Source organism: Corynebacterium sp. (assembly GCF_030532325.1).
In the GTDB taxonomy this organism is placed as follows: domain Bacteria; phylum Actinomycetota; class Actinomycetes; order Mycobacteriales; family Mycobacteriaceae; genus Corynebacterium.
This window is the reverse complement of record NZ_JAUNLS010000019.1, coordinates 1-22,678: the sequence shown is the minus strand read 5'-3', so window position 1 is coordinate 22,678 and position 22,678 is coordinate 1. Positions and strand designations below refer to the sequence as shown.

The following is a 22,678-nucleotide window of genomic DNA, read 5'->3' as shown; positions in this document are numbered from 1 at the left end:
AGATCACTGCTGCTCAAGATGCGAAAACCGCGCAGCCCGCTAAACTCACGGAATCGTGACTACTCCTCGCCGCCCCGCCTACCTGGTGATCGCGGACGCTCTGCGCAGCAAGATTGAAAACAAGCAGCTCAGCCCCGGTGATCGCTTCCCCACCGAGCGCGAGCTCGTGCGCGAATTTGGGGTCGCCCGCATGACGGTGCGCCACGCACTCGACGTGCTGCAGGCCGAGGGGCTCATCGACCGCAAACGCGGCCGCACCGGCGGCACCTTCGTGCGCGCGGTCCCGCCCACGCTCAACCTTTCCAACCGCGACGGCATCCTCCTGCAGCTGCGCCGCCTCGGCCTGGGCTCCCGGGTGGAGCTGCTCTCCTTGGAGACCCGCGCGGCGCTGCCGCACCTAGCGGCCATCCTCGGGGTGGCCGAGGACGCCGAAGTCTGGGAAATCAAGGGCGTACACCACATCGACGGCAGGCCCGCGGTGCTCTCGCGCTACGTCCTCCCCGTGGCCCTGCTGCCGGAGCTCAACGAGGAGGATCTCCAGCAGCCGGTGCTCTCGCTCCTGGAGCGGCGGGGGCGGCGCTCCGTCTTTCAACGTGAGACCATCGCGGCGGCCTGCGCGCGGGCCGAGGAGCAGAAGCTTCTCGATGTCGGCCGCTCCCAGCCCCTCCTGCGCCTCACCCGCCTGTTCAAGGGTGAGGACGGCACCGTGCTGGCCTACGCCGAGGAGACCCTACGCCCCGACGCCGCCACGGTGGAGGTCAGCCTGGGAACTGATCCCTCGCCCCCGAGTGAGGGCTAGCGTTCCTCAGCGGCGCCGTCGACCTCCCGGTTGCGCAGCGCGCGGGAGGTGCGATCCCGCTGCTCCGCCACGGCGCGGTGCAGGCCGCCCGGCAGGCTGCGGCTAAGGAAGGCGTCGGCGCGGTCGAGGGTCTCCTGCGAGACATCCCAGGAGGGGAAGAGGCCCTGAATCGTGGTGAGGGCGAACTCGGTGGAGGGCCCGGCCCAGATCTTCTCCGCCACCTCGAAGTATTCCTCGTTGGGAAGCAGTTCCTCGGAGCCCAGGTAGGTCAGGCCCAGGATCTTGGATTCGAGATCACGGTTGGTCAGGGCGGACTTCTCAGCCCCGGCGACGATCTCCTCCCACACCGCGCGCTTGTTTTCCTCAGCGGGGATGGCGGCCAGCGCCTTGAGGGAGGCCTGGTAGCCGGTGGCGGTGTTGTCGCGTTCCAGCTCGCGCGCCACGGCCTGCTCAGCATCCTCAACACTGTCAGCGCCCAGCGCGCCGCCCGCGATGAGCGCCGTCAGCGCCTTCCAGCGCAGTCCGGCGTCCTCGGACTCCGCGGCCAGATCCTGGAAGAAGGCGCGGGAATCCTCGGTCAGCGCCACCGTGGCCAGCGCCTGGCTAAACACGATCGCCCGGGCGGGATCCTCGGATCGGGCGCCGGCGAGGAGGGCGTCGGCAAGCAGGGTGCTCTGCGCGGCCCAGGCGGGATCGGCGTAGCGCTTCTGGGCCAGCGCCGCCTGCGAGAGGATGCGCTCGAGCACCGCCAGCTCGGTCTCCGCCTGCGCGCCGCGGGCCACCAGCGCGATGAACTCGCGGGCGGGCATCGCGCCCGCGCGGGTCATCTCCCAGGCCGCCGACCAGCACAGGGTGCGCGCCATCGGGTCGGCGAACTTGTCGATGTTGCCCACCATGAACGCCCGCGACTCTTCATCCAGATCGATGAGCGCGTAGGTAAGGTCGTCGTCGTTCGGCAGCACGAAGTCGATGTCCGCGCGCTGGCGGCCCACCAGCTCCGGGATCGGGGTGGCGGCGCCGTCGATGTCCATCTCGATGCGGTCCAGGCGCTGCACCGTGCCCTCGTGCAGCCCGTAGAGGCCCACCGCGATGCGGTGCGTGCGCAGGGTATCGCCGGTCTGGGTGAAGGTGGCCTCGGTGATGGTGCCGGCGTCGTCGGTCTCCAACTGCACGCCCACGGTGTTCACACCGCTGGACTTGAGCCACTGCTGCGCCCAGAAGCTCAGGTCACGCCCGGAGGCCTCGGTGAGGTGGCGGAGCAGATCCTCGAAGGTGGCGTTGGACCACTGGTGCTTCTGGAAGTGGCGGCGCACCCCGGCCAGGAACTCCTCGCGGCCCACGTAGGCCTGCAGCTGCTTGAGGGTGGACGCCCCCTTGGCGTAGGTGATGCCGTCGAAGTTCTGCTCCACGGTTTCGATATCGGAGGCGTCGGTGGAAATCGGGTGCGTGGTGGGCAGCTGATCCTGCTCGTAGGCCCAGGCCTTCTCCACGTTGGCAAAGGTCACCCAGGCGGTATCGTATTGGGTCTCCTCCGCCTGGGAGATGGCCGCCGACCACGTGGCGAAGGACTCGTTGAGCCACAGGTCATCCCACCACTGCATGGTCACCAGGTCACCGAACCACATGTGGGCCAGCTCGTGCAGGATGGTATCGGCGCGGCGCTCGTACTTGTAATGGGAGGCCTGGGAGGTAAAGACGTACTCGTCGCGGATGGTCACGCAGCCGGCGTTCTCCATGGCCCCGGCGTTAAACTCGGGCACGAAGATCTGGTCATACTTGCCAAAGGGGTAGGCAAAACCGAAGTTGCGGTGGTAGAAGTCAAAGCCCTGCTTGGTCTCGGTGAAGAGGCGCTCATGGTCCAAGGACTCCAGCAGGGAGGGGCGGCAGTAGATGCCCAGCGGGACCTCGAGTTGCTGGGCCGGGGAGCCCTCGGGGTGGGCGGCCAGCTCGCCGCGCCAGGTATCGTGCACGCCCACGTAGGGCCCGGCGCACAGGGCCACGAGGTAGGTGGACAGCGGGTAATCGATCTCGGCGTTCCACGTGCTGCCGCTGCGGGTGACCTCGGAGTTGGTGATCACCGTCCAGTGCTCAGGGGTGTGGAAGCGCAGCGAGTAGGTGGCCTTGAGATCCGGCTGGTCAAAGCAGGCGAAGACCCGCTTGGCGTCGGCGGTTTCGAACTGGGTGTAGAGGTAGGCCTCGCCGTCGACGGGGTCGACGAAGCGGTGCAGGCCTTCGCCGGTGCGGGAGTAGGGGATGCTGGCTACGACCTTGAGCTCGTAGTCCGCCACTTGCAGGCCGGACAGGGGGATGCCGTAGGTGGGATCGTAGGCGGTGAAGGGCAGCGGGGCGCCGTTGAGGCGGACCTCCTGCACCTCGCCCGCGCGTAGATCAATGAAGGTGGATCCGGCCTCGGACACGCTAAAACGCACCACGGTGGTGGAGGTGAAGTTCTCCTCCCCGCGCAGATCGAGGTCGATATCGTAGTGGCTCACGCTGAGCATGGCTGAGCGGGCCTGGGCTTCCTCACGGGTGAGGTTGATCGAGGTCATAGGCTAAAAATCCTCCCTACGGTGTCAATGAGTTCTGCATCCACCCTAGTCCCGTGTCTAGGGTGGGGGAGGAAAGTTACAGCCCAAACTTTTGAGGAGAGAAACGATGCAGACGGTGACTTTTTGGTTTGATTGCGTGTGCCCCTTTGCGTGGGCGACCTCCCGCTGGATCAAGGAGGTGGAGAAGGTGCGCGACATCAAGGTCGAGTTTGTCCCCATGTCTCTGGCCGTGCTTAACGACGGCCGCGACCTCGACCCCGAGTACCTCGAGGGCATGAAGGCGGCCTGGGGCCCGGCCCGCGTGGCCGCCAAGGTGGCCAAGGAGGCCCCGGAGAAGATCGACGCCTATTACACCGCGATGGGCACTCTCATCCACGGCGAGGGCACCGACTACCGCAAGGGCTTCGGCGGCTACGACGAGATCATCGCCCGCGGCCTCGCGGAGGCGGGCCTGCCGGCGGAGTTCGCCGAGGTAGCCAACACCGAGGATTACGACGACATCCTGCGCGAATACCACGGCCAGGCCATCACGGAGGTCGGCGACGAGGTCGGCACCCCGGTGCTCAAGCTGGGCGATACCGCCTTCTTCGGCCCGGTGATTACCCGCGTTCCTACGGGCGAGGAGGCCGGCGAGCTTTTCGACGCCTCCATGCGCCTGGCCGCCTACCCCTATTTCTTCGAAATCAAGCGCTCGCGCACCGAGGCCCCGCAGGTGCAGGACTTCTAAGAACGATCCCGCCGAGCCTGCTCGTTCCTCCCCGCCCGCACACCTGCCACGCAGGCCAACACCGCTGCCAGCAGGCCCGCGGGGAAGTTGAACGGGAAGATGAAGAGAATCCGCACGATTCCGGCGGCTAGCATCCACCCGCGCCCGCGCGGGTCCATGGAGCCCATGGTGATCGCGATGACACCAAGGATCATTCCAAGCAAGACCGCGGCCACGCTGAATCCCGTGGTGGGATCGGCCGTGGCCTCCTGACTGAAGTAGAGGCCAATGAACTCCGGTAGAGTGAACACAGCCGCGATTATCATGGCCGCGGCGAGGATCAGGTAGCGTCGGCGCAGCGCGCGGGCCGTGGGCACCCGGTAGGCGTCCGCCCCACACAGCACGAGGGCGGCGGCCAGCCCGAGGCTCAGCGCGCCGGCGGGCAGGCCGGCGATGTTAATAATCGGCAGGAAACTTTGTGCGTGGTACTCCTCCCAGGCAGCGACCAGCCAGCTGCCCCAGGAGCCGGCGGACAGCAGCAGCGCAATCCCCACCACCAGCGCGGCCCTGGCCTTGGAGGCCACATAGCGCACGAACAGAAACACGCTGGCTCCTAAGTGCACGGCCGTGGCGCCGGCGTAGAAGATCACGGGGAGGAGAAAGTTGGGCTGGGCATAGGTGGCCTGGTCAATCCCGCGCAGCAAGAAGACAGCCGAGGCGACGGCCACGAGGCCCAGCATCCCAGCCATACTCCACGCCTGCCGGGGCGTGACGCCGAAGCGCGGGGCGGTGAACTCTGTGCTCATGGAGTCTCCTTGGGTCCGGGGTCTTCTTGCCAAAATACTTGGCGATGCCCCTTGGCCGAAAGGGATTCGCGGTAGACTTTCGTTCATGCGCGTTTATCTAGGAGCAGACCATGCAGGGTTCGAGATGAAGAATCTCATCGCCGAGCACCTGAAAGAACAAGGCCACGAAGTAAGTGATTGCGGTGCCCACGAGTACGACGCCGAGGACGACTACCCGGCGTTTTGCATCGAGGCGGCGCTGCGTACCGTCAACGATCCGGGCTCCCTGGGCATCGTGCTGGGTGGTTCCGGCAACGGGGAGCAGATTGCGGCGAACAAGGTCAAGGGCGCGCGCTGCGCGCTGGCGTGGTCCCCGGAGACCGCCCGCCTGGCCCGCGAGCACAACAATGCCCAGCTCATCGGCATCGGTGGGCGCATGCACTCCAAGGAGGAGGTGCTCGCTATCGTCGACGCCTTCCTGGACCAAGAGTGGTCCCGCGCCGAGCGTCACCAGCGCCGCATCGACATTCTGTCCGAGTACGAGCGCACCAACATCCCGCCGGAGCTGCCCGAGGCTTAAGCCCCGGCTTCACCGCTTAGCGCACCGCCCGCCACACTGCCAGAGATACCTGGCGCGTGGCGGGCGGTGGGCGTTTGGTCGGCGTTAGGGCCGCCGTGCCTGCCCGGAGCTACTTGTTGAACTCGTTCGGGTGCGGGCCGCCGCGGCCCTCCTCGCCGAGGTCGAGATCGGTGATGGCGGCCATTTCGTCGTCGGTGAGCTCGAAGCCGAAGACGTCGAAGTTCTGGGCGATGCGCTCCTTGTGCGCCGACTTGGGGAAGACAATGACGCCATTTTGCAGGTGCCAGCGGATGATCACCTGCGCCGGGCTCACGCCGTACTTCTCGGCGGGCTCGGTGATTTCCGGGATCTCAAAGAGGTCGGTCTTGCCCTGGCCCAGCGGGCCCCAGGCCTCGATCTGGACCTTGTGGGCGCGGAAGGCGTCGAGCTCGCGCCAGCGCTGCAGGTAGGGGTGCAGCTCCACCTGGTTGACGGCAGGGGTGACGTCCGTGTGGACTTCCAGCTGCTCCAGGTGCTCGAGTTCAAAGTTGGAGACACCGATGGACTTGGCCTTGCCTGACTTCTTCAGCTCGATGAGCTGCTTCCAGGCCTCCACGTAGGTGCCGCGCTCGGGGCAGGGCCAGTGGATGAGATACAGGTCGACGTAGTCCAGGCCCAGCTTCTCCAGGGACTCGTCGAGCGCGGCGACGGCGTCGGTCTGGCGGTCATTCCACAGCTTGGTGGTGATGAAGAGCTCCTCGCGCGGGATGCCGGAAGACGCGATTGCCTTGCCGACGCCCTCCTCATTGCCATAAATCGCCGCCGTATCGATGTGGCGGTAGCCCACCTTGAGGGCCTCGCTGACCAGTTCCTCGGTCTCGGCGGGATCCACCTGGAAGACGCCGAAGCCCAGCTGGGGGATAGTGTTTCCGTCGTTCAAAGTAATCTCAGGTACAGTCATGCCGCCCAGAATACGCGTCTCGCGCCCGCCGCGGCCGGGCCTGCTGGATCCTGCGGCGCCCCTTGCCCGCGCCTGCCGCGCGCCCCTGCCTGATCCCGGCGCCGCGCGCCCTGCCTGATACCAGCACCGAGCGTCCTGCCTGATCCCAGCGCCGCGCGCCCTGCCTGATCCCGGCACCGAACACCCTGGCCGCAGACATGCCGTAGACATGCCACTAACCCCAAGGCAGTGCGGTGCCGTGGGGTGTCATGCGTGGACGGTAGTGCCTGCATCTAGGCTGCTGGGAAAGAGCTTGGGAAATCGCTGATGTCGGTTGCGGGATCGCCGGGGGAGTGCCCGGCCCGCGGGTGGCCATCGGGCGGGCCCGACCGTGGACCGACACGCAGCCCTGAACCCGGCCCCGAACTCGGTCCTGAACCAGGCCCGGTCGCCGTGGTCGATCCGGAACTCGGCGGTGGAGCCTGCTCGGCGGCCTGCCGCTTCTTGCGTGCCTCGGCCTGCCGCGCGGCTCGTCGCGCCGGTGCCTCGTGTGCTGCCGGCGAGTCATTGAACCTCAGCCCGCTGGCGCCTGGGGCCCTGAACCCCACCCGGCCGGTGTCCGGGTCTCTGTCCATGTATCCCATGTTCTTGTAGCCGTCGCGGTAGTCATTGTTGTTGACGTGATGCCCGCGGCACAGCGCTGCGAGGTTCGCTATGTTCGTTGCCCCGCCGGAGGCCCAAGCTATGAGGTGGTGCATGTCGCACTCGGCAATCGGCTTATCGCAATCCTCGCCGGCACATACCAGCTGCGATGCTGCCAGCGCGATCCTTTGCCAGAAGTTCGCCGTGCGTGAGGCCCGGCCCACGTTCAGCAGGTGGCCCTTGGAGTCGACCACCGCGAAGCAATCAAAGCGAGCCAAGCCCAAGCGCAGAATATCCAGCGGGGAGAGAGCTATGCCCACGTTGGTGGGGAAGCGCGACTCCGCCGTGACGTTCTCCAGTTCCTCGATGGTGGCGGTGATGAGAATCGAGCCCACGCCGGTGGAGGGACTGTAGGTGGACTGCATGAACTGCTGGAGAATTTCCGTGAGATGGTCCGCGTTGCGTTGGGGCATCGTGCGGGTATCTTCCTCTCCCTCGACATTCCGCGAGGTGGTCTCCTTGACCTTGCCCGGCGCAAACGCCGCCTTGAGCTGTGCTGCCGCGGCGGAATCGAGGTAGCCGTTGATGCGCACGCCGCCGTCGGCATCCGGCTTGCCGATGTGCAAGTAGCGCTTGCTCAGCGAGTTGAAAGGATTAGGGCGGGTACCGCGGTTGGCGCGCCGCACCTGCTCGCGCAGCCAGTCCCGCAGCGGCGTGAGCGCGAGCTCGCGCGCCTTCTCGCAGGCCAGTGCCCGCAGCCGCGCGGGGCCCGGCTTGGCACCCGGGTTGAGGTTCTGCATCTCCCTTTCGATGAGGTTGAGCACGTTCTCCGGCAGCGGGTCGTTGAAGAGGCCGTCGCGGCGCTCCTCCTCGGCCTCGCGCTCATCGCGAACCTGCTCCGCGGCCTCGGACTCCTCGGCCGAACCGGCGCCCGCAGAGCCCCCGGCATTCTCAGTGCCATCAGTATCCTCAGTCCCCTCAGCGTCTGCACTGGCATCTGGGCCCGCGGTATCCGGCTCCGGGTGCTCCTTTTCGATGGGATTGAACAGCTTGCGCCCGCGCTCCAGGCGGGTCATCGCCTCCCCATAGGCTAGGCCCAGGCGGGAGGTGAGATAGTCCACCGCTCGGGAGGAGTGCACGCGGCGTCCGGCGTCATCCCGCTCGGCGAGGAAGGCAAAGGAGGCGTCAGTCAGAGCTTTCGAACCCATGGCCGCTTCCAGCCTTTCGAAGGCGTCATTGATGCGGCCAAAGTAGAGTTGGTCAGGGTTGCGCATGAGTCCGCGCAGCGCCGTGAGATTGCTGATGATGCTGTCGATTTTAGAGTTGATCTCGTTGTGAATATCGGCCATGACGTGGGCTCACCCCCTGAACTTCTCTGTGGAGCCAGCCTCGACGTGCCGGGCTCCTCGACCCCTCGCTTACATGTTCTATTTTAACCCCCAATCCCACCCTGTCAACCCCACAATCGAACAATTTTTCTAACTATTTAGCTGAGGTTGAAGGTTCTCGGGGGAGCCCCTCGCACCATCACGCCTCCATAACAAAGGCCGCGCCCCGGTTTCGAAAACGCGTCATCCCCGCTAGCCTGAGCCCTACCCATGAGCCCCTACTTCTGAAAGGCATCCCCCATGCTGAAGAAATCCCTCATCGTCCTGGGCACTGCCGCCCTGGCCGTCACCACCGTCCCCACCGCCGGAGCCCAAGAAACCGCCAGCGCCCAAGACCCCACCCGCGCGACCCCACAGAACCCCTTCAACCTCAGCGCCCACATCGACTTCGAAACCCAGATCCTCCAGCCGCTGCTGCCCGTCATGCTGAGCTCCCTGGCCATCGCGGACCTCCCCCGCGCCATCCTCGACCCCAACGCCTGCACCATCTTCAACGTCGATAGCGGCGCCTGCGCCGATCACTACAGCTAGGCCCCGCCCTACTCGGCGGCGCCCACTTACCCCACCGCATCCTCCGCCAACAGCGCGTAGGTCACCAGCCAGTGCGTCGACATGAAATCCCCGGCCACGATGTGCTCCCGCGCGCGGTCCACCATGGCGGGGGTATGCTTCGCGATGAACTCCTGCTCCCGCGCGCCCAGCCGGGGTACTAGCTCCCTGAGCATCCACGCCCGCGAGAGCGCTAGGCCGAAGAGATGCGCCAGCCGCCCGTCGCTGGGGTCCTTGACCTGCGGGATCGTGCAGAGCAGCGGAAGATCCTCGGCGAAGGAGGGGGCGAAGTGGGTGAGCCAGGAGGCGTCGTCAAGCACGGCGGACATGAGCACCATCTCGCACAGGCCATGGGAGAGGAAGTCGTAGCCGGAGAGCTCCCAGGCAAAGGGATAATCGCGGTCCTGACCAAAAAGCCGCAGCGCCGCCGCCCGGATGTCTGCGGCGAAGGAATCCAGCCCCAGCGTCTGCGCCGCGCGGAGGAGAAGCAGCAGGTTAAACGCCGTATTGGAGTGCACGCCGTGGCGCACCGGAACGCTCAAGGACTCCATCCATGCCTGGCAATGCTCCACGCTGAGCTCAACCAACGCGGAAAAATCCGCGCCACGGGCCACCGTGGCCAGCTGCAGGAGCCACGCGCGCCCGTAGGGAACCTCGTAGCCGGGGTGCTCGCGCAGGTACTCCAACTCCACCGCCAGCGCCTCCGGGCGGGCGCGCTGTACGAGGACCTCACTGAGCTGCACACGCGTGGCGGGGCTGAGCTCGCGCTCGAGCAGGCGATAGCCCGAGTACTGCATGTGCACGCTGGAATGCCAATCAAAACAGCCCCAGAAACTCGGGTGCAGCGTGCGCGGATGGACGTTGCAGTCCGCCTCGCTGCGGCTGGTGTGGTGCATCGCGGCGGGGTATTCCTGCTGCAGCGCCTTGACGACGCCGCCCGCCCAGGCCTCCGCCTCTATATCGAGCGTGTGAGTGGTCATGGGTGCCAGTATGCCTGAGCCCGCGGACACGGACGCATGCCTCGCTTGGCGACGCCCTCTCACCAACCATTCATCAGATGTTGCGCACGGAGAGCAGCCCCTCCTTCTTGGCGGCGATGCACTGGATGATGACAGCTACCGCGCCGAGTCCGGCGCCGATGAGATCGGTCATTAGGTTCGGTGCCATCATGGTCAGCGCTGCCGCGCCAAAGATGGTGCGCACCACCGGGTTGGCGCGCACCATGAGGTGGCCCTCCACCGCCACGGAGAGCATGAGCACGCCGACAGTACCCGTGACGATGACCAGCAGCGCCCCGCTGAGCGTGACGTCTTGTAGGAGCATCGCCGGGTTGAAGACGAAGATGAAGGGGATGATGTAGCCGGCCAGCGAAAGACGCATGGATTGGAAGCCCGTCTTGACCGGGTCCGCCCCGGAGATGCCGGCGGCGGCGAAGGCCGCCAATGCGACCGGCGGGGTGATGTTGGCAAAGAGGCCGAAGTAGAACACGAACATGTGCGCCACCAGCGGCTCCACGCCCAGCTGGCCCAGGGCGGGGGCGGCCATCGTCGCCGTGATGATGTAGGTAGGAATCGAGGGCAGACCCATGCCCAGGATGATGCAGGCCACCATGGTCAGAGCCAGGGAGAGCAGCAGGTTGCCTGCGCCCACCGTCACGATGGCGTTGGCCAGGGTCACGCCGAAGCCCGTCTGGGTCACCACGCCCACGACGATGCCCACCGCGGCACAAGCAATGGAGACAGAGACCGCGGTCTTAGCGCCCAGGGCCAGGGAATCGAGGATCTCCACAAGACTCATGCGCGTGGTGGAACGCAGCTCCGCGATGATCACCGTGACGATGATGGTGAGCAGCGCGGAGAACAGAATCGTACGGCCGGTGAAAAAGAGCATGTAGATGAGGAAGAGCAGCGGGATCATGAGGTGGCCGCGCTCCTTGAGGACCTCACCCACCGCAGGCAGGTTGTCGCGCGAAATACCCTTGAGCCCCTCGCGGGTGGCGCGCAGGTGCACCTGCGCGATGACCCCCAGGTAGTAGAGGACGGCCGGCAGGATCGCTGCGATGGCGATCTCGCGGTAGGGCATACCCAGGGTCTCGGCCATGATGAAGGCGGCCGCGCCCATGATCGGTGGCAGGATCTGGCCACCCACGGAGGCAGAGGATTCCACCGCGCCCGCAAAGACTGGTTTGTAGCCCACGCGCTTCATCATCGGGATGGTAAAAGCACCGGTGGTGACCACGTTGGCCACGGCCGCGCCGTTGATGGAGCCCAAGAAGCCGGAGGCCACCACGGCCACCTTGGCCGGGCCGCCGCGGGTCTGACCGGCCAGGGCCAGGGCGATGTCATTGAAGAACTTGCCCATGCCGGACTTCTGCAGGACGGCGCCGAAGAGAACGAAGAGGAAGATATAGGACGCGGCCACGCCGATGGCGGTGCCGAAGATGCCCTCGGTGGTCAGGTAGGTGAAGTTGAGGGTCTTCTCCCAGCTATAGCCGCGGTGGCGCAGCAGGCCGGGCATCTCGCGCCCGAAGACGGAGTAGAGCAGGAAGAGTATGGCCAGAATCGGCAGCGCCCAGCCGGTGATGCGGCGGGCCGCCTCGATGACCAGGACCACCAGGATGGCGGCAAAGACGATGTCGAGGGTCGTCGGCACGCCAGCGCGGCGCACAATCTCGTCGTAGAACAGGGCCACGTAGCCCGCTGTGGCAAAGGCTGCCAGCATGAGCAGGACGTCGTAGAAGGGAATCTTGCTGCGGTCGGCCTTGCGGAACGGCGGGTACAGGGCAAAGGCCAACACCAGGATCATCGCCACGTGCACGGAGCGGTGGATGAGCACCGGCGGGGTGCCAAAGTACGCGGTGTACATGTGGTACAGCGAGACCACCACGGCGAAGGCCGTGACCATGACGTTGACCGGGTTGGAGGCAAAGACGCGCAGGCGCGACTCGCGGTCGAACTTCTCCAGGATCTCTTGGGCTTGGTCGCTGGATTGCTCGGTGTCGATGTGGATGCGGCCCTCGGAATCGAGGTCCACTCCCTCCGCGTCGGGGGCTGGGGAGTCCTCGGCGAGGCTCTTGTTCTTAACCATGGTTGTTCTTTCTCTCGCGTGCGTCCGTGGGCCCCGAGGCCTGGGTAAGGAACGTGCCTAGGACGTGGCGGACGCTGTGACGAACGTGTGATGGGGGATTTCCGTGTCCAACACGATGGGCTCCGGTGAGCCGCGGAGAAACACCCTCAGAGTGTGGTGGGTGGCGTGGGAATGAACCCAGTGCAGCTGCCCAATCGGACGGTTGATTCCTGAGGTATGCACGGTACCGTTCTCGTTGACGGTGGTGCCCTCCAGATCAGCAGGAACCCCGGCGCCGTAGGACTTGAGGAAGACCTCGCTGAGCACCAGCTCATCGCCGTCGATCACGTAGCGTTCCCGCCACGGGGCTTTTTCAATGGAGTGGATCCACTCCAGCTCCACTGCCTCAACCTGCGTGGCCGGCACAGAGTAGAAGACCTTTCCGCCGCGGGAATCCTCCACGGTGAAGCGCGGCGCGGTCAGTGCCTGGATGAATGCCGGGGGAGCGGCCAGGGGCAGCGCCACGAGGAGCGCCATGGCGACGGCCGTGACCGCCACCACCGTGCTCCTTCGGTGCGACATCGCAATCATCCCAGTCAGCCCAGGAGGTTAGAGCGCGCCCTGCTCCTCGAAGTACTTGCGCGCGCCCGGGTGAAGCTCGGTGGCCAGGCCCTCGTCGACGGAGTCGAGGGTGATCTTCTTGGCCGCGTTGTGGGAAGCCTGGATGGCGTCGAGGTTCTCAAAGAGCGCCTTGGTGATCTCGTAGACCTGATCATCGCTGAGATCTGGGGAGACCAGCAGCTGGTTCATGATGGAGGCGGTCGGCACATCCTCGGCTTCGTCGTAGGTGCCGCCGGGGATAACGTCCTCGTTGAAGAAGGGGTACTTCTCACGCAGCTTAGCCATGCCCTCGCCCTCGATGGGGACGATGATGACGTCCTCGGTGGTGGCCAGGTCCATCACGGAGGAGTTGGGCAGGCCGGAGGTGACAAAGGCGGCGTCGATCTGGCCGTTCTTCATCTGGTCGATAGAATCGGCGTAGGAGAGGAAGCCCTCGTCGATGTCATCGTAAGAAAGGTCATGTGCCTCCAGAATCATCTGCGCGTTGAGTTCCACTCCGGAGTTCTGGTCACCCACACCGACGCGCTTGCCCTTGAGATCCGCCACGGACGTGATGCCGGACTTCTCGGTGGTCACGATCTGCACAAAGTTGGGGTAGAGGGCGGTAATCGCGGTGAGAGCAGAAATACCCTCCTTGCCCTCGAAGGGGCCGGTACCCTCGATGGCCTGACGGGTGGCATCACCCATAGCAAAGGCGACCTCCGCGCCGCCATCGGTGAGCAGCTGGATGTTCTCCACGGACGCACCGGTGGCCTGCACCGAGGTATCCGCGCCCAGGGTGTCCTTGAGCACCTGGGACATCGCGGCGCCGATTTGGTAGTAGGGCCCAGAGGTGCCGCCGGTGGCGATGGTGACAAAGTCCACGGTGCCGTCGCCAGAGCTGCCCTCGGAACCAGAGGAGGAGCAGCCGGTCAGGACCAGTGCGGCCGCGGCAAGTGCAGCGAGGGTAGAACGGATTCGCATGAGAGTCTTCCTTAGGGATAGGCAGTAGAAAAAGACGATGAGAGACACGGGCACGCTGTTGTGTCGCGCAACACCCACGTGAACAAAAGTGTTCTGGAACACTCGTTCTTGCCGGAAAGCTTAGTGGACGAAAATGACCTTCGGGCCAAAACCTTCAGATAAGTTGGCGGGCATCCGTATCGCGCGCCCGCCGGGTCCTGCACAATCTCACTTCTTTCATGCATGAAAAGTGTTCTTTGCGTGTGCGGCCTCCATTAACCTCGAACTCAGACTGTGGGAATTGTCCACTCATGTGGCGGAGGCTCTCACGGTAGGAACAAGAAGGAGGATTTCGTGTCCACACTCAGCACACTTTTAGCCCCTGGGGCGGTGGATTTGCACGGCCATGCCGGGGGCTGGCGGGAGGCAATCGTCGCAGCCGGCAGGCTCTTGGAGCACGCAGGTAAGGCCACGCCGGAGTACACCGATGCCATGGTGAAGTCTGTGGAGGATAATGGCCCCTACATCGTGGTCGCGCCTGGCTTCGCCTTCGCCCACGCGCGCCCCTCGGCTGCAGTTCATGAGACCGCGTTGGCGTGGGTGCGGCTCGAGGAACCCGTGGAATTCGGGCACAAGAACAACGACCCAGTCAGCCTCGTTGTGGCCCTGTGTGCGTTAGATTCCGGCGAGCATCTCAACGCCATGCGTGAGCTGGCAGGTCTCCTAGGCAACCGCGATGTTCGCGAGCAGCTCGACGCCGTCGGCGATGAAGAGGAGCTACGCCGCATTCTTGACGCCGCCACCCCCAACGCCAAGCGCACTGCGCAAGGGCCGCAGGCTAAGCAAAGGAAGGAAACCTCCCCCGATTCCGTGCCTTCGAAGAACAAGATTCTCACGGTTTGTGGCAACGGTCTAGGCACCTCGCTTTTTCTCAAAAACACCCTTGAGCAGGTGCTTGACCATTGGGGCTGGGGGCCATTTATTGAGGTTGAAGCTACGGACACTATCTCCGCCAAAGGGCGCGCTAAGGAGGCTGACTTCCTGCTTACCTCCGGTGAGATCGCTGCCACGCTTGGCGATGTCGGCGTTCCCGTCAGCGTCATCGACGACTTTACCGACCAATCCGAAATCGACCGGGCTCTGCGTGAGCTCTACGACGTTTAAGGAGCCGCATCCATGGATGTTCTTCTTGCCATAGCCAACTTCCTGGTTAACCAAATTCTGTCCGTCCCGGCATTTCTCATCGGCATCATCGCTGCCATCGGCTTGGCTGCCATGGGGCGGGGCATCGGTCAGGTTCTCGGCGGTGCCATCAAGGCCACCTTGGGCTTCCTGCTCATTGGCGCCGGTGCGGGTTTGGTTTCCGCATCTCTTGAGCCGCTTGGTGCAATGATTACCGGTGCAACTGGCGCTCAAGGCGTGGTTCCCACCAACGAGGCGATCGTCGGCATTGCCCAGGAACAGTTCGGTAGCCAGGTTGCCTGGATCATGATTCTGGGTTTCGCGGTCTCCATCCTCCTTGCCCGTTTCACTCCGATGAGCTATGTCTTCCTCACCGGCCACCACGTGCTCTTCATGGCGACTATGCTCACCATGGTTCTCGCACCTGCCGGTTACGACTCGTGGGTGGTCATTCTCTTCGGTGCTGTACTGCTGGGCATCCTCATGGTGTCCTTGCCAGCTATTGCTCACCCGTGGACCCGCCGCATCACCGGCGATGATTCCGTTGCCATCGGACATTTTGGCACCGCCGGCTACCTTCTCTCCGGTGCTGTGGGCCGCATGGTGGGCGGCAAAAACAAAGAGACGCAATCCAAGTCCACGGAGGAGCTCAAGCTTCCTGAGGGGCTGCGCTTCCTGCGCGACTCCATGGTTGCCACCGCGTTGTCCATGGCGCTGATGTACATCATCCTGGCCATCTTGTTCATGGTGCGCGCTGGAACGGAAGAGGCTTTCCAGGCATTTGAGGGTGGCGCAGAAAACGTCGGGGACTACATCATGCAGTCTTTCACGCAGGGCCTTGAGTTCGGCGTCGCCGTGGCCGTCATCCTTTTCGGCGTGCGCACCATTTTGGGCGAGCTTGTCCCAGCGTTCCAGGGTATTGCCGCCAAGGTGGTTCCAGGCGCGGTCCCTGCGCTCGACTGCCCGATTGTCTTCCCTTATGCGCAGAACGCCGTGCTCGTGGGTTTCATCTCTTCCTTCGTGGGTGGACTTGTGGGCCTCGCGGTCCTGTCGCTGTGGCTCAACCCAGCATTCGGCGTGGCACTCATTCTGCCGGGGCTTGTGCCGCACTTCTTTACTGGTGGTGCTGCAGGTGTTTACGGTAACGCCACGGGCGGCCGCCGCGGCGCTGTGTTTGGTGCCTTTGCCAACGGTCTGCTCATCACTTTCCTGCCTGCGTTCCTACTGGGTGTCTTGGGCTCCTTCGGGGATGCCAATACCACCTTCGGCGATGCTGACTTTGGCTGGTTTGGCCTGCTCATCGGTGCTGCATCGAGGGGTGGCACTGCGGTTGGTCTAATCTTCATGGCGCTCACTGGTGCCGCATTGCTTGCTGCCGGCTGGTTCTCCCAGCGCAAGCTTGTCGACGGCAACTGGGATCCTGCCCCGTGGCGTCAGGCAGCTAAGCCTGCTGACGCCCCTAGCTCCGACGACGTCGTTCCCCTCGCCGCTGGGCAAACCGCGGCATCGAAGAAATATCCGAAGGTGCTTCCGCCGCAGGGTGCGCCGGTGCCGCCGGCACCCAGCGTGGAAAAGTAGCGCATACGGCTACATCACCAAATGAAAAGGAGCCTGCCGCGTTGACGTCACTGTCTTCGCGGCAGGCTCCTTTCTAGTGTTGTGCATACCCAAACCCTTATCAGTGATGTCATTTACATCACTAAAGTAAGCCTTGTGTGTCACAATGCACCATAAGGGTCCCGCGGCCCAGGAACTGTTCGACGAAAGCGGCGGAGGAAGCCATGCTGAAGAAAACAGGAACAATGCTGGCAATCGCGAGCGTGGCGGCCGGAGCTGTCGCGTGCAGCAGTGGCGAGGGCGGGGCGGGCGCCGGCGACTACGTGCGCACCAATTCCACCGAACCACAAAAGCCCCTCATCCCGGCAGATACCAGTGACGTTCCTGGTGCCACGCTCATTGATCTCATCTATTCCGGACTTGTCTATCAAGATGAGAACGGCGACGTCCACAATGACATGGCGGAGAAGATTGAGAAGGAAGGGGAGACCACCTACCACGTGACGCTGAAGGATGACGTGGTCTTCGCGGACGGCACTCCCGTGCGCGCCCAAGACTTCGTGGATACCTGGAATCACGCGGTGAAGGAGAGCATGCTTTCTGCCTACTTCTTTGAGCCCATTAAGGGCTACAAGGAAGGCGCGGAGAAGATGGAGGGGCTCAGCGTCCAGGATGACAAGCACTTCACCATAGAATTGGCGGCGCCCACAGCGGACTTCGAATCCCGCCTGGGGTACTCCGTGTTCTTCCCCATGCATCCCTCCGCCTTCGATGACATCGCGGCGTACGGTCAAAATCCGGTGGGTAACGGGCCGTACAAGTTGGCCGAATGGAACCACAATCAGAACGCGGTGCTGGTCCCCAACGAGGAGTACAAGGGCGACCGCAAGGCGCAGAACGAGGGCCTCGAGTTCGTCTTCTACCCCGATGAAGATGCGGCGTACGCGGATCTCCTAGCAGGCAACCTTGATGTGCTCGATAGCATTCCTTCCTCCGCACTTGCCAACTTTGAAGCTGACCTCGGCGAGCGCGCAGTCAACCAAGAAGCGGCCATCTTCCAGTCCATTACCATCCCCGCGGACGACAAGAACTTCAGTGGGGAAGCGGGAATGCTGCGCCGCCAGGCAATCTCGATGGCCATTGACCGCGAGGAGATCACTCAGACCATCTTCCAGGGAACAGAGACCCCGGCGGTGGACTTCACCTCGCCGGTGCTCAACCCGAACGCTGAGGGTATCGAGGGTAACGCGGTCCTGAAGTATGACCCCGATAAGGCCCGTGAACTGTGGGCTGAGGCTGAAAAGATTCAGCCCTTCGAGGGCAGCTTCACCGTGGCCTATAACTCCGACGGCGGCCACAAGGAATGGGTGGACGCGGTGGTGAACTTCGTGCGCAACTCCCTGGAGATTGAGGCCGAGCCAGCACCGTACCCTGACTTCAAGTCCTTGCGTGATGAGGTCACAAACCACACCATCACCGGTGCCTTCCGCACCGGGTGGCAGGCGGTGTATCCCTCGCCGGCCAACTTCCTGGAGCCGATGTACTCAACGGGTGCCGCGACTAACGACGCCCAGTATTCCAACCCCGAGCTCGACACGCTGCTCAAGCAAGCGGCCGCGGCCCCAACCCCGGAAGAATCCACCGCGCTGCTTAACGACGCCCAAGCCATCCTCATGAAGGAGCTACCCGCGATTCCGCTGTGGTACACCAACGCCACCGGCGGCTACAGCGAGCGCGTCGACAACGTGAATTTCACGTGGAAGTCGAAGCCGCTCTACTTCGCCATCACGCTGAAGGAATAAGCCCCCTGAAGGAGCAAGCACAGCTAACTGCGCACGGACGTCCAGCCCTGGGGCGCATGGCCCAATGATGGGTGCGGTTGCGTCCGTTAGCGTGGTGTATCTGTGACCCGGGGTTGTGCTCATGTCGGTGTGTATGAGGGCGACCATCGCGGGTAACTTTCGAATCAACTCTTACCTATCTTCGAAAGGAAGTATCCCGCGATGGCCGCTGACCCTAATCATATCGACCCGACTGCCTACCTTGATGAATTGCTCGCTCAAGCCTCGCCGGATTTGATGCGTCAGATGCTGCAGGACTTCATCAACCAGATCTTATCCGCCCAGGCTGACAGCATCTGTGGGGCTGACTACGCTACTGTCAGCGACGCTCGCACGGCACGCCGCTCAACCGCAAGGAGCGCAAGGCCGTGTGGGCCATTGTGCAGCTCTTCCACGCCAAGTGCGCGGTGCACCAGCGCCTGACCTACGCCGCCTGCGCCGTGGTGGCGGCGCACATCGTGCGCTCGCGTTCCGTGGAGGGCATGTTTGATCACGTGCTTATCGACGAAGCCCAGGACTTCCACGCCGGCCACTGGCGCTTCCTGCGCGCGGTGGCCAAGAAGGGCCCCAATGACATCTTCATTGCGGAGGACTCCCACCAGCGCATCTACGGCCAGCGCCTCTCGCTGCGCAATTACGGCATCGAAACCCGCGGCCGCGCCAGCACCAAGCTGCGCGTGAATTACCGCACCACGGCACAGAACCTGGGCTACGCCACCTCCATTCTGGAGGGCACCGAGTGGATCGATTCTGAGGAACAGACCGACTCCCTGACCGGTTATCATTCCGTGCGCCAGGGCCCGGCACCGGTGGTGCTGCATTCGGCGTCGAAGGCGGAGGAGGCTGAGGCCCTCGCCGCGCGCATGGAGGAGTGGATCGCCTCCGGGGAGGATATCTCCATCGGCGTGCTCACCCGTACCAACAGCCGCCGCGCGGAAATCGCCGCCCAGCTGGGTGACTTGGGCTTGGCGGTCAGCCCGGATAGGCAGACCACCAGGCAGCGCTCGATTGCTGTGATGACCATGCACAACGCCAAGGGCTTGGAGTTCACCCACGTGGTGCTTCTCGACGTCAACGCGGAGGCTCTGCCGCAGCGCTACCTCATCCAGGGGCTGGCGCAGGCGGAGGTGGATGACACCCTGCAGCGCGAGCTGGCGTTGCTCTACGTGGCGGCCTCGCGTGCGCGCGACGTGCTCGTGGTGAGCATTGTGGGGGAGCCTTCGGAGCTCCTGCCGGTCAAATAATGGCTTGGCAGTCTACCCTTAGCTCGTCGTAAGAAGGACATCCGTCGAGGTAAGCGACGTCAGTGATGAGCGTGAGCCAGCGCGAGCGGTCGCGCTCAAAGCTGATGCGGTTCTTGCGTTTGCCACTGCGATTGAGGGCCCATTGCTCGTGTACGGCTTGTAATTGTTCCTTCGCCGCTATCCCCTCAATTGTTTTGCGCGGTGGGAGAGCAACGCCCTCCATGCCGCGAATTTTGTCCCGGAAAGCTTCGTTATGTAACGCCCACAAGACCCATGCCTCTGTCTCCTTGACTGGGATGACAGGGACGACAGACACGCTGGCCTTTGCCTTTGCTTGTGCTTCGAAGATCTCATCGCGGCGCGATTGAACGCCGGCGTTGTCAGCGTCTCGGTGTACAAAGATTGCGTCAGGCTGGCCATCCTCCAGGATGTTGTTGATACCACCTTCTACTGTCTTGTTTCCGGGAGGATATGAAGCGCCGACCACATAAGAGTCAGGGTTGAAGCCAAGGTCAACGAGGGTCGCATGGATAATTTGTGCGAGTCCCTCGTCGCTTTTTCCTTCGCAAAGGAATTGGGCGTAGATGAAACGATCTGACATCACGCAACCTCGTAGGGGCTGTGCGCGGATACCTCGAGAATCTCGTTGATTGCTTCTGGAATGACCGCTGGCGTTCGAGGATTCTTTGTGCGCCAGTTGTTCTTATCAGACACTGGGAGCAAGCGGAGTGAGCCATCGTGCGGGTGGCTGTGGGCCACGAGTAGCTCGCCCCATGTATTCCGGTGGAGAGCAAGGTAAGCAGGGGAGTGGGAATTGACAATCATCTGCTGCAGTGGATTGTCCTCGCTGACCTCACGTGATGGATCTACAGCAAGCTCGTGGAGCAGGCGGTACATAGCATCGAGCTTGTCGGGATAGATGCCGTTTTCTGGTTCCTCAAAGCACAGCACATCGTGGGCTTTGGGGTCGATGGCAAGTAGTCCCAGCGTGATGAAGCGCAGCGTACCGTCAGAAAGCGCGCGCGCAGGCAGCATAGGGGAATTACCAATCTGCGCGCTCAGCGTAATCAGCTGGCGCGAGCTATCAATATCAAGGGAGACTCCGCGTACATCGACAAGATCGAGCATGGTGTCCTCGAGGCTCGTCGTTGCTTCAGAGCCGAGCTCTTGCGTCAGCCGGGCTAGAGTGGCGGGCAGGTGTGACCCGCGCTCATCGATGCTGGATGGATCATTCATCGCACTTGGTGCGCGCATTGCACTGGGCTCAAGACCAAGGAGCTTCCAGGTGCTCAGTTCTTGGTGAGCCGCAGAAATCGCCGAATACTCGGAGTTGCGGCCGTACACGGAGAGAACAGTGGAGCCGACTTCATTGAGCGGGATTTTCGGTGCGCGTCCTGCCTTGCCGGAGCGTGCTTCGATGTACTCATCCGCGGTGGTTTCTATCGACGCTTTCCTCGTGCCCTTAATCTTGATGGCTGTGTTAAGGAATTCTTCCTTGGCCCATTTGAGCTTTTCTTTAGCGTGTTTCTTAGTTAGGGGTCTCAATTCCTCTCGGATGAGCTCAATAGTGCGCACGTTTTGCCCAGGAGCAAAAGCATGCTCTACCAGTGCAATCTCGAGTTCGTAGCGGAGGTAGGTCGTCTCCGCGGTGACTACTTGTCCAAAGTCATCCTGGAAGCTGGGTGCCACTATCAATTCAGCGGCGAAGTCAATGGTCTTGTCTTCGTTCCCGAAGATCTCGGAGATATCGCCGCGCAGACCGCGCAGGTTTGCAGCGGCATCGTTGAGCGTTCCTTCTGTGGTCGCTCCAAGGAAAGAAATTGCGTCGAAAATGTTGGACTTGCCAACGGCGTTTTGGCCGACGATGCACGTATATGGGCCAAAATCAACGCTGAATCTCTTGAGATTCTTGAAGCCATCAACTTCGAGTCGGGTGAGCATGCGTCCCACTATATCGCGTAGCTTTTGCATCCCCTACGGTGATCTGTGCCCTAAACTTCTCTGCTCGGCAGGTACAATCAATGTCCTGAAAAGGCAGTGGACAGGGGAGAGTACAACCTAATCTTGCAGCAGGGTGTGTGTCCCAATTCCGCCCTATTTCGCTCTTGGGCCCGTGTCGATATCGGAGGTGAGAAGTGTCGGCTGCAAAGACAGTGACCATGTTTTTGATGGATGGATCGCCTTCAGGACGAATCAAGGCGACACTGGCCAATTGGACTGGGCGAGTCTATGTGGTTCCGCGTACAGATTTGCCCAAGAGCAAGGACCGGCCTGAGCTCAACCAGACCGGGGTTTATATCTTGTTGGGCACCGATGAGGAGTCCGGTGAAGTAAGGGCCTATGTAGGTCAGGCACGGGGACGCAAGAACGGCAAAGGGGTACTGGCTCGAGTCAGTGAGCACGTGGGTGAAGAAAAGCTGGACTACTTCACCCATGCCATCATGGTCATCACCTCCGATGATTCGATGGGACCAACCGAAATATCATACTTAGAGAACGCACTTTACTGGCAAGCCCGGAATACTGGGCGCGTGCACACCGTGAACGGAAACGAACCGTCTCCAGGCAACGTCACCGAAGAGAAGGAAGCCGAACTCAATGAGTTCATTGAGTTTGCCAAGATCGCAATTGGCGCCCTCGGCTATCGGTTCTTTGAGCCTGTCAACGAAGCTAAGCAAGCTGCGGAAGCGATCAACGCCTGCACCGAGCGCGTCGAGCCTTTGCTATACCTCGATTTTGCAGAAGCACAAGGTCAAGGGCGGCAAACCGCCGATGGCTTCGTAGTACTGAAAGGTTCGACTCTTCGCAGTACCGTGGTGCAGTCCGCGCCGGATTCGGTGAACGCCAACCGCAAGAAATTCGCTGATCGAATTAATAAAGAGATGAGGCTGCAAAGTGACACTCTCTTTACCTCTCCTTCGGCAGCCGCGGCATTTCTTACTGGAGCATCGGTAAACGGCAGGACGTACTGGAAGAACAAGGACGGCGTGACCTTGCGAGCCCTTGAGCAAAGGCAGCTGAATCTTAGCGAATAGGAGCGTTAAATCCATCCCGGCTCAGCAGCTCGCCGCGGCCTCGAAGCGGTTGCAGGCTTAATGAACTTCGAATGAAAACGGACTTTCTCGATTTAGGCCCGAAAGGCATATCCATCGATGCGCGGTCGTCCATCGATGCGCGGTGGGGCAAGCGCAAAGTTGGCGGCGAGGATGACGGGGGAGGGGAGGGCGTCGCCAAGCAGGGCCTCAGGCCAGCACGGTTGCGTCCGTTAGCGTGGTGTATCTGTGACCCGGGGTTGTGCTCATGTCGGT

At 62.9% G+C, this 22,678-nt stretch carries 19 protein-coding genes and 2 pseudogenes; 11 read left to right on the top strand and 10 right to left on the bottom strand.

The genetic code is table 11. The annotated features are described in order from the left end of the window. The first annotated feature begins 55 nt into the window (after window positions 1-55). The gene (locus Q4E25_RS09705) at window positions 56-799 is read left to right on the top strand and encodes a GntR family transcriptional regulator (RefSeq protein ID WP_303156601.1); all 744 of its coding nucleotides are present in this window, start codon (window positions 56-58) and stop codon (window positions 797-799) included. Here Q4E25_RS09705 and pepN read toward each other — a convergent pair. Further along, window positions 796-3,348, bottom strand: a complete 2,553-nt coding sequence (gene pepN, locus Q4E25_RS09700; protein ID WP_303156600.1) for an aminopeptidase N — start codon at window positions 3,346-3,348, stop codon at window positions 796-798. The two genes, Q4E25_RS09705 and pepN, sit on opposite strands and share 4 nt — an antisense overlap. A 106-nt stretch (window positions 3,349-3,454) precedes the next feature. Here pepN and Q4E25_RS09695 point away from each other — a divergent pair, with 106 nt between their 5' ends. Continuing rightward, window positions 3,455-4,075, top strand: a complete 621-nt coding sequence (locus Q4E25_RS09695) for a DsbA family protein (protein WP_303156599.1) — start codon at window positions 3,455-3,457, stop codon at window positions 4,073-4,075. Here the strand turns inward: Q4E25_RS09695 and Q4E25_RS09690 are convergent. Beyond that, on the bottom strand, window positions 4,072-4,860 hold the full coding sequence (locus Q4E25_RS09690; protein WP_303156598.1) for a hypothetical protein: 789 nt from the start codon (window positions 4,858-4,860) through the stop codon (window positions 4,072-4,074). The two genes, Q4E25_RS09695 and Q4E25_RS09690, sit on opposite strands and share 4 nt — an antisense overlap. 85 nt (window positions 4,861-4,945) lie before the next feature. Here Q4E25_RS09690 and Q4E25_RS09685 point away from each other — a divergent pair, with 85 nt between their 5' ends. After that, complete coding sequence (locus Q4E25_RS09685; RefSeq protein WP_303156597.1) at window positions 4,946-5,419, top strand: ribose-5-phosphate isomerase; 474 nt, start codon at window positions 4,946-4,948, stop codon at window positions 5,417-5,419. 109 nt (window positions 5,420-5,528) lie between these two features. On the opposite strand, the gene Q4E25_RS09680 is transcribed toward Q4E25_RS09685, so the two are convergent. Next, on the bottom strand, window positions 5,529-6,359 hold the full coding sequence (locus tag Q4E25_RS09680) for an aldo/keto reductase (RefSeq protein WP_303156596.1): 831 nt from the start codon (window positions 6,357-6,359) through the stop codon (window positions 5,529-5,531). A 272-nt stretch (window positions 6,360-6,631) separates the two neighbouring features. Further along, window positions 6,632-8,329, bottom strand: a complete 1,698-nt coding sequence (locus Q4E25_RS09675; protein WP_303156595.1) for an HNH endonuclease signature motif containing protein — start codon at window positions 8,327-8,329, stop codon at window positions 6,632-6,634. Window positions 8,330-8,608: 279 nt separating this feature from the next. Between Q4E25_RS09675 and Q4E25_RS09670 the strand changes: the two genes are divergently transcribed. Beyond that, complete coding sequence (locus Q4E25_RS09670) at window positions 8,609-8,899, top strand: hypothetical protein (protein ID WP_303156594.1); 291 nt, start codon at window positions 8,609-8,611, stop codon at window positions 8,897-8,899. Window positions 8,900-8,925: 26 nt separating this feature from the next. Here Q4E25_RS09670 and Q4E25_RS09665 read toward each other — a convergent pair whose 3' ends face one another. The 4 genes from Q4E25_RS09665 to Q4E25_RS09650 all read right to left on the bottom strand — a co-directional run bounded on the left by Q4E25_RS09665 (window position 8,926) and on the right by Q4E25_RS09650 (window position 13,567). Beyond that, complete coding sequence (locus Q4E25_RS09665) at window positions 8,926-9,897, bottom strand: DUF2891 family protein (protein ID WP_303156593.1); 972 nt, start codon at window positions 9,895-9,897, stop codon at window positions 8,926-8,928. A gap of 73 nt (window positions 9,898-9,970) precedes the next feature. Next, a complete protein-coding gene (locus Q4E25_RS09660) occupies window positions 9,971-12,004 on the bottom strand; it encodes a TRAP transporter permease (RefSeq protein WP_303156592.1) in 2,034 nt (677 codons plus the stop codon). 57 nt (window positions 12,005-12,061) lie between these two features. Further along, window positions 12,062-12,565: a DUF1850 domain-containing protein gene (locus Q4E25_RS09655; RefSeq protein ID WP_303156591.1), complete on the bottom strand. Its 504-nt coding sequence runs from the start codon at window positions 12,563-12,565 to the stop codon at window positions 12,062-12,064. A 27-nt stretch (window positions 12,566-12,592) separates the two neighbouring features. Continuing rightward, window positions 12,593-13,567: a TAXI family TRAP transporter solute-binding subunit gene (locus Q4E25_RS09650; protein ID WP_303156589.1), complete on the bottom strand. Its 975-nt coding sequence runs from the start codon at window positions 13,565-13,567 to the stop codon at window positions 12,593-12,595. Window positions 13,568-13,900: 333 nt separating this feature from the next. Between Q4E25_RS09650 and Q4E25_RS09645 the strand changes: the two genes are divergently transcribed. The 6 genes and pseudogenes from Q4E25_RS09645 (at window position 13,901) to Q4E25_RS11440 (ending at window position 19,370) form a co-directional block, all read left to right on the top strand. Beyond that, window positions 13,901-14,710 carry a PTS sugar transporter subunit IIA gene (locus tag Q4E25_RS09645; protein ID WP_303156588.1) on the top strand — a complete coding sequence of 270 codons (810 nt, stop codon included), beginning with the start codon at window positions 13,901-13,903 and terminating at the stop codon, window positions 14,708-14,710. Between the two features lie 12 nt (window positions 14,711-14,722). Next, window positions 14,723-16,306, top strand: coding sequence for a PTS ascorbate transporter subunit IIC (locus tag Q4E25_RS09640; protein WP_303156587.1), 1,584 nt, complete (start codon window positions 14,723-14,725; stop codon window positions 16,304-16,306). Window positions 16,307-16,530: 224 nt separating this feature from the next. Further along, window positions 16,531-18,087 (top strand): ABC transporter substrate-binding protein, encoded by a 1,557-nt coding sequence (locus Q4E25_RS09635; protein ID WP_303156585.1) that lies wholly within the window; start codon window positions 16,531-16,533, stop codon window positions 18,085-18,087. 201 nt (window positions 18,088-18,288) lie between these two features. Next, a pseudogene (locus Q4E25_RS09630) lies at window positions 18,289-18,450 on the top strand (IS256 family transposase); the annotation flags it as partial. Window positions 18,451-18,488: 38 nt separating this feature from the next. Next, window positions 18,489-18,737 (top strand): annotated as a pseudogene (locus Q4E25_RS11445) (UvrD-helicase domain-containing protein); the annotation flags it as partial. 252 nt (window positions 18,738-18,989) lie between these two features. Continuing rightward, a complete protein-coding gene (locus Q4E25_RS11440; protein ID WP_368502627.1) occupies window positions 18,990-19,370 on the top strand; it encodes a 3'-5' exonuclease in 381 nt (126 codons plus the stop codon). On the opposite strand, the gene Q4E25_RS09620 is transcribed toward Q4E25_RS11440, so the two are convergent. Both Q4E25_RS09620 and Q4E25_RS09615 read right to left on the bottom strand, forming a co-directional pair. Further along, entirely contained in the window at window positions 19,363-19,971 is a 609-nt protein-coding gene (locus Q4E25_RS09620) for a hypothetical protein (RefSeq protein WP_303156583.1), read from the bottom strand. The two genes, Q4E25_RS11440 and Q4E25_RS09620, sit on opposite strands and share 8 nt — an antisense overlap. Further along, window positions 19,971-21,311, bottom strand: coding sequence for an AAA family ATPase (locus tag Q4E25_RS09615; RefSeq protein ID WP_303156581.1), 1,341 nt, complete (start codon window positions 21,309-21,311; stop codon window positions 19,971-19,973). Before Q4E25_RS09615 ends, Q4E25_RS09620 begins: the two co-directional genes overlap by 1 nt. 194 nt (window positions 21,312-21,505) lie before the next feature. Here Q4E25_RS09615 and Q4E25_RS09610 point away from each other — a divergent pair, with 194 nt between their 5' ends. Beyond that, the gene (locus tag Q4E25_RS09610) at window positions 21,506-22,405 is read left to right on the top strand and encodes a GIY-YIG nuclease family protein (protein ID WP_303156580.1); all 900 of its coding nucleotides are present in this window, start codon (window positions 21,506-21,508) and stop codon (window positions 22,403-22,405) included. Window positions 22,406-22,678: the final 273 nt, after the last annotated feature.

Bases quoted from the DNA above. Each gene is read 5' to 3' on its own strand.
- pepN (WP_303156600.1), bottom strand. From the start codon at position 3,348: ATGACCTCGATCAACCTCACCCGTGAGGAAGCCCAGGCCCGCTCAGCC.
- Q4E25_RS09695 (WP_303156599.1), top strand. From the start codon at position 3,455: ATGCAGACGGTGACTTTTTGGTTTGATTGCGTGTGCCCCTTTGCGTGG.
- Q4E25_RS09690 (WP_303156598.1), bottom strand. From the start codon at position 4,860: ATGAGCACAGAGTTCACCGCCCCGCGCTTCGGCGTCACGCCCCGGCAG.
- Q4E25_RS09685 (WP_303156597.1), top strand. From the start codon at position 4,946: ATGCGCGTTTATCTAGGAGCAGACCATGCAGGGTTCGAGATGAAGAAT.
- Q4E25_RS09680 (WP_303156596.1), bottom strand. From the start codon at position 6,359: ATGACTGTACCTGAGATTACTTTGAACGACGGAAACACTATCCCCCAG.
- Q4E25_RS09675 (WP_303156595.1), bottom strand. From the start codon at position 8,329: ATGGCCGATATTCACAACGAGATCAACTCTAAAATCGACAGCATCATC.
- Q4E25_RS09670 (WP_303156594.1), top strand. From the start codon at position 8,609: ATGCTGAAGAAATCCCTCATCGTCCTGGGCACTGCCGCCCTGGCCGTC.
- Q4E25_RS09665 (WP_303156593.1), bottom strand. From the start codon at position 9,897: ATGACCACTCACACGCTCGATATAGAGGCGGAGGCCTGGGCGGGCGGC.
- Q4E25_RS09660 (WP_303156592.1), bottom strand. From the start codon at position 12,004: ATGGTTAAGAACAAGAGCCTCGCCGAGGACTCCCCAGCCCCCGACGCG.
- Q4E25_RS09655 (WP_303156591.1), bottom strand. From the start codon at position 12,565: ATGTCGCACCGAAGGAGCACGGTGGTGGCGGTCACGGCCGTCGCCATG.
- Q4E25_RS09650 (WP_303156589.1), bottom strand. From the start codon at position 13,567: ATGCGAATCCGTTCTACCCTCGCTGCACTTGCCGCGGCCGCACTGGTC.
- Q4E25_RS09640 (WP_303156587.1), top strand. From the start codon at position 14,723: ATGGATGTTCTTCTTGCCATAGCCAACTTCCTGGTTAACCAAATTCTG.
- Q4E25_RS09635 (WP_303156585.1), top strand. From the start codon at position 16,531: ATGCTGGCAATCGCGAGCGTGGCGGCCGGAGCTGTCGCGTGCAGCAGT.
- Q4E25_RS11440 (WP_368502627.1), top strand. From the start codon at position 18,990: ATGGAGGAGTGGATCGCCTCCGGGGAGGATATCTCCATCGGCGTGCTC.
- Q4E25_RS09620 (WP_303156583.1), bottom strand. From the start codon at position 19,971: ATGTCAGATCGTTTCATCTACGCCCAATTCCTTTGCGAAGGAAAAAGC.
- Q4E25_RS09615 (WP_303156581.1), bottom strand. From the start codon at position 21,311: ATGCTCACCCGACTCGAAGTTGATGGCTTCAAGAATCTCAAGAGATTC.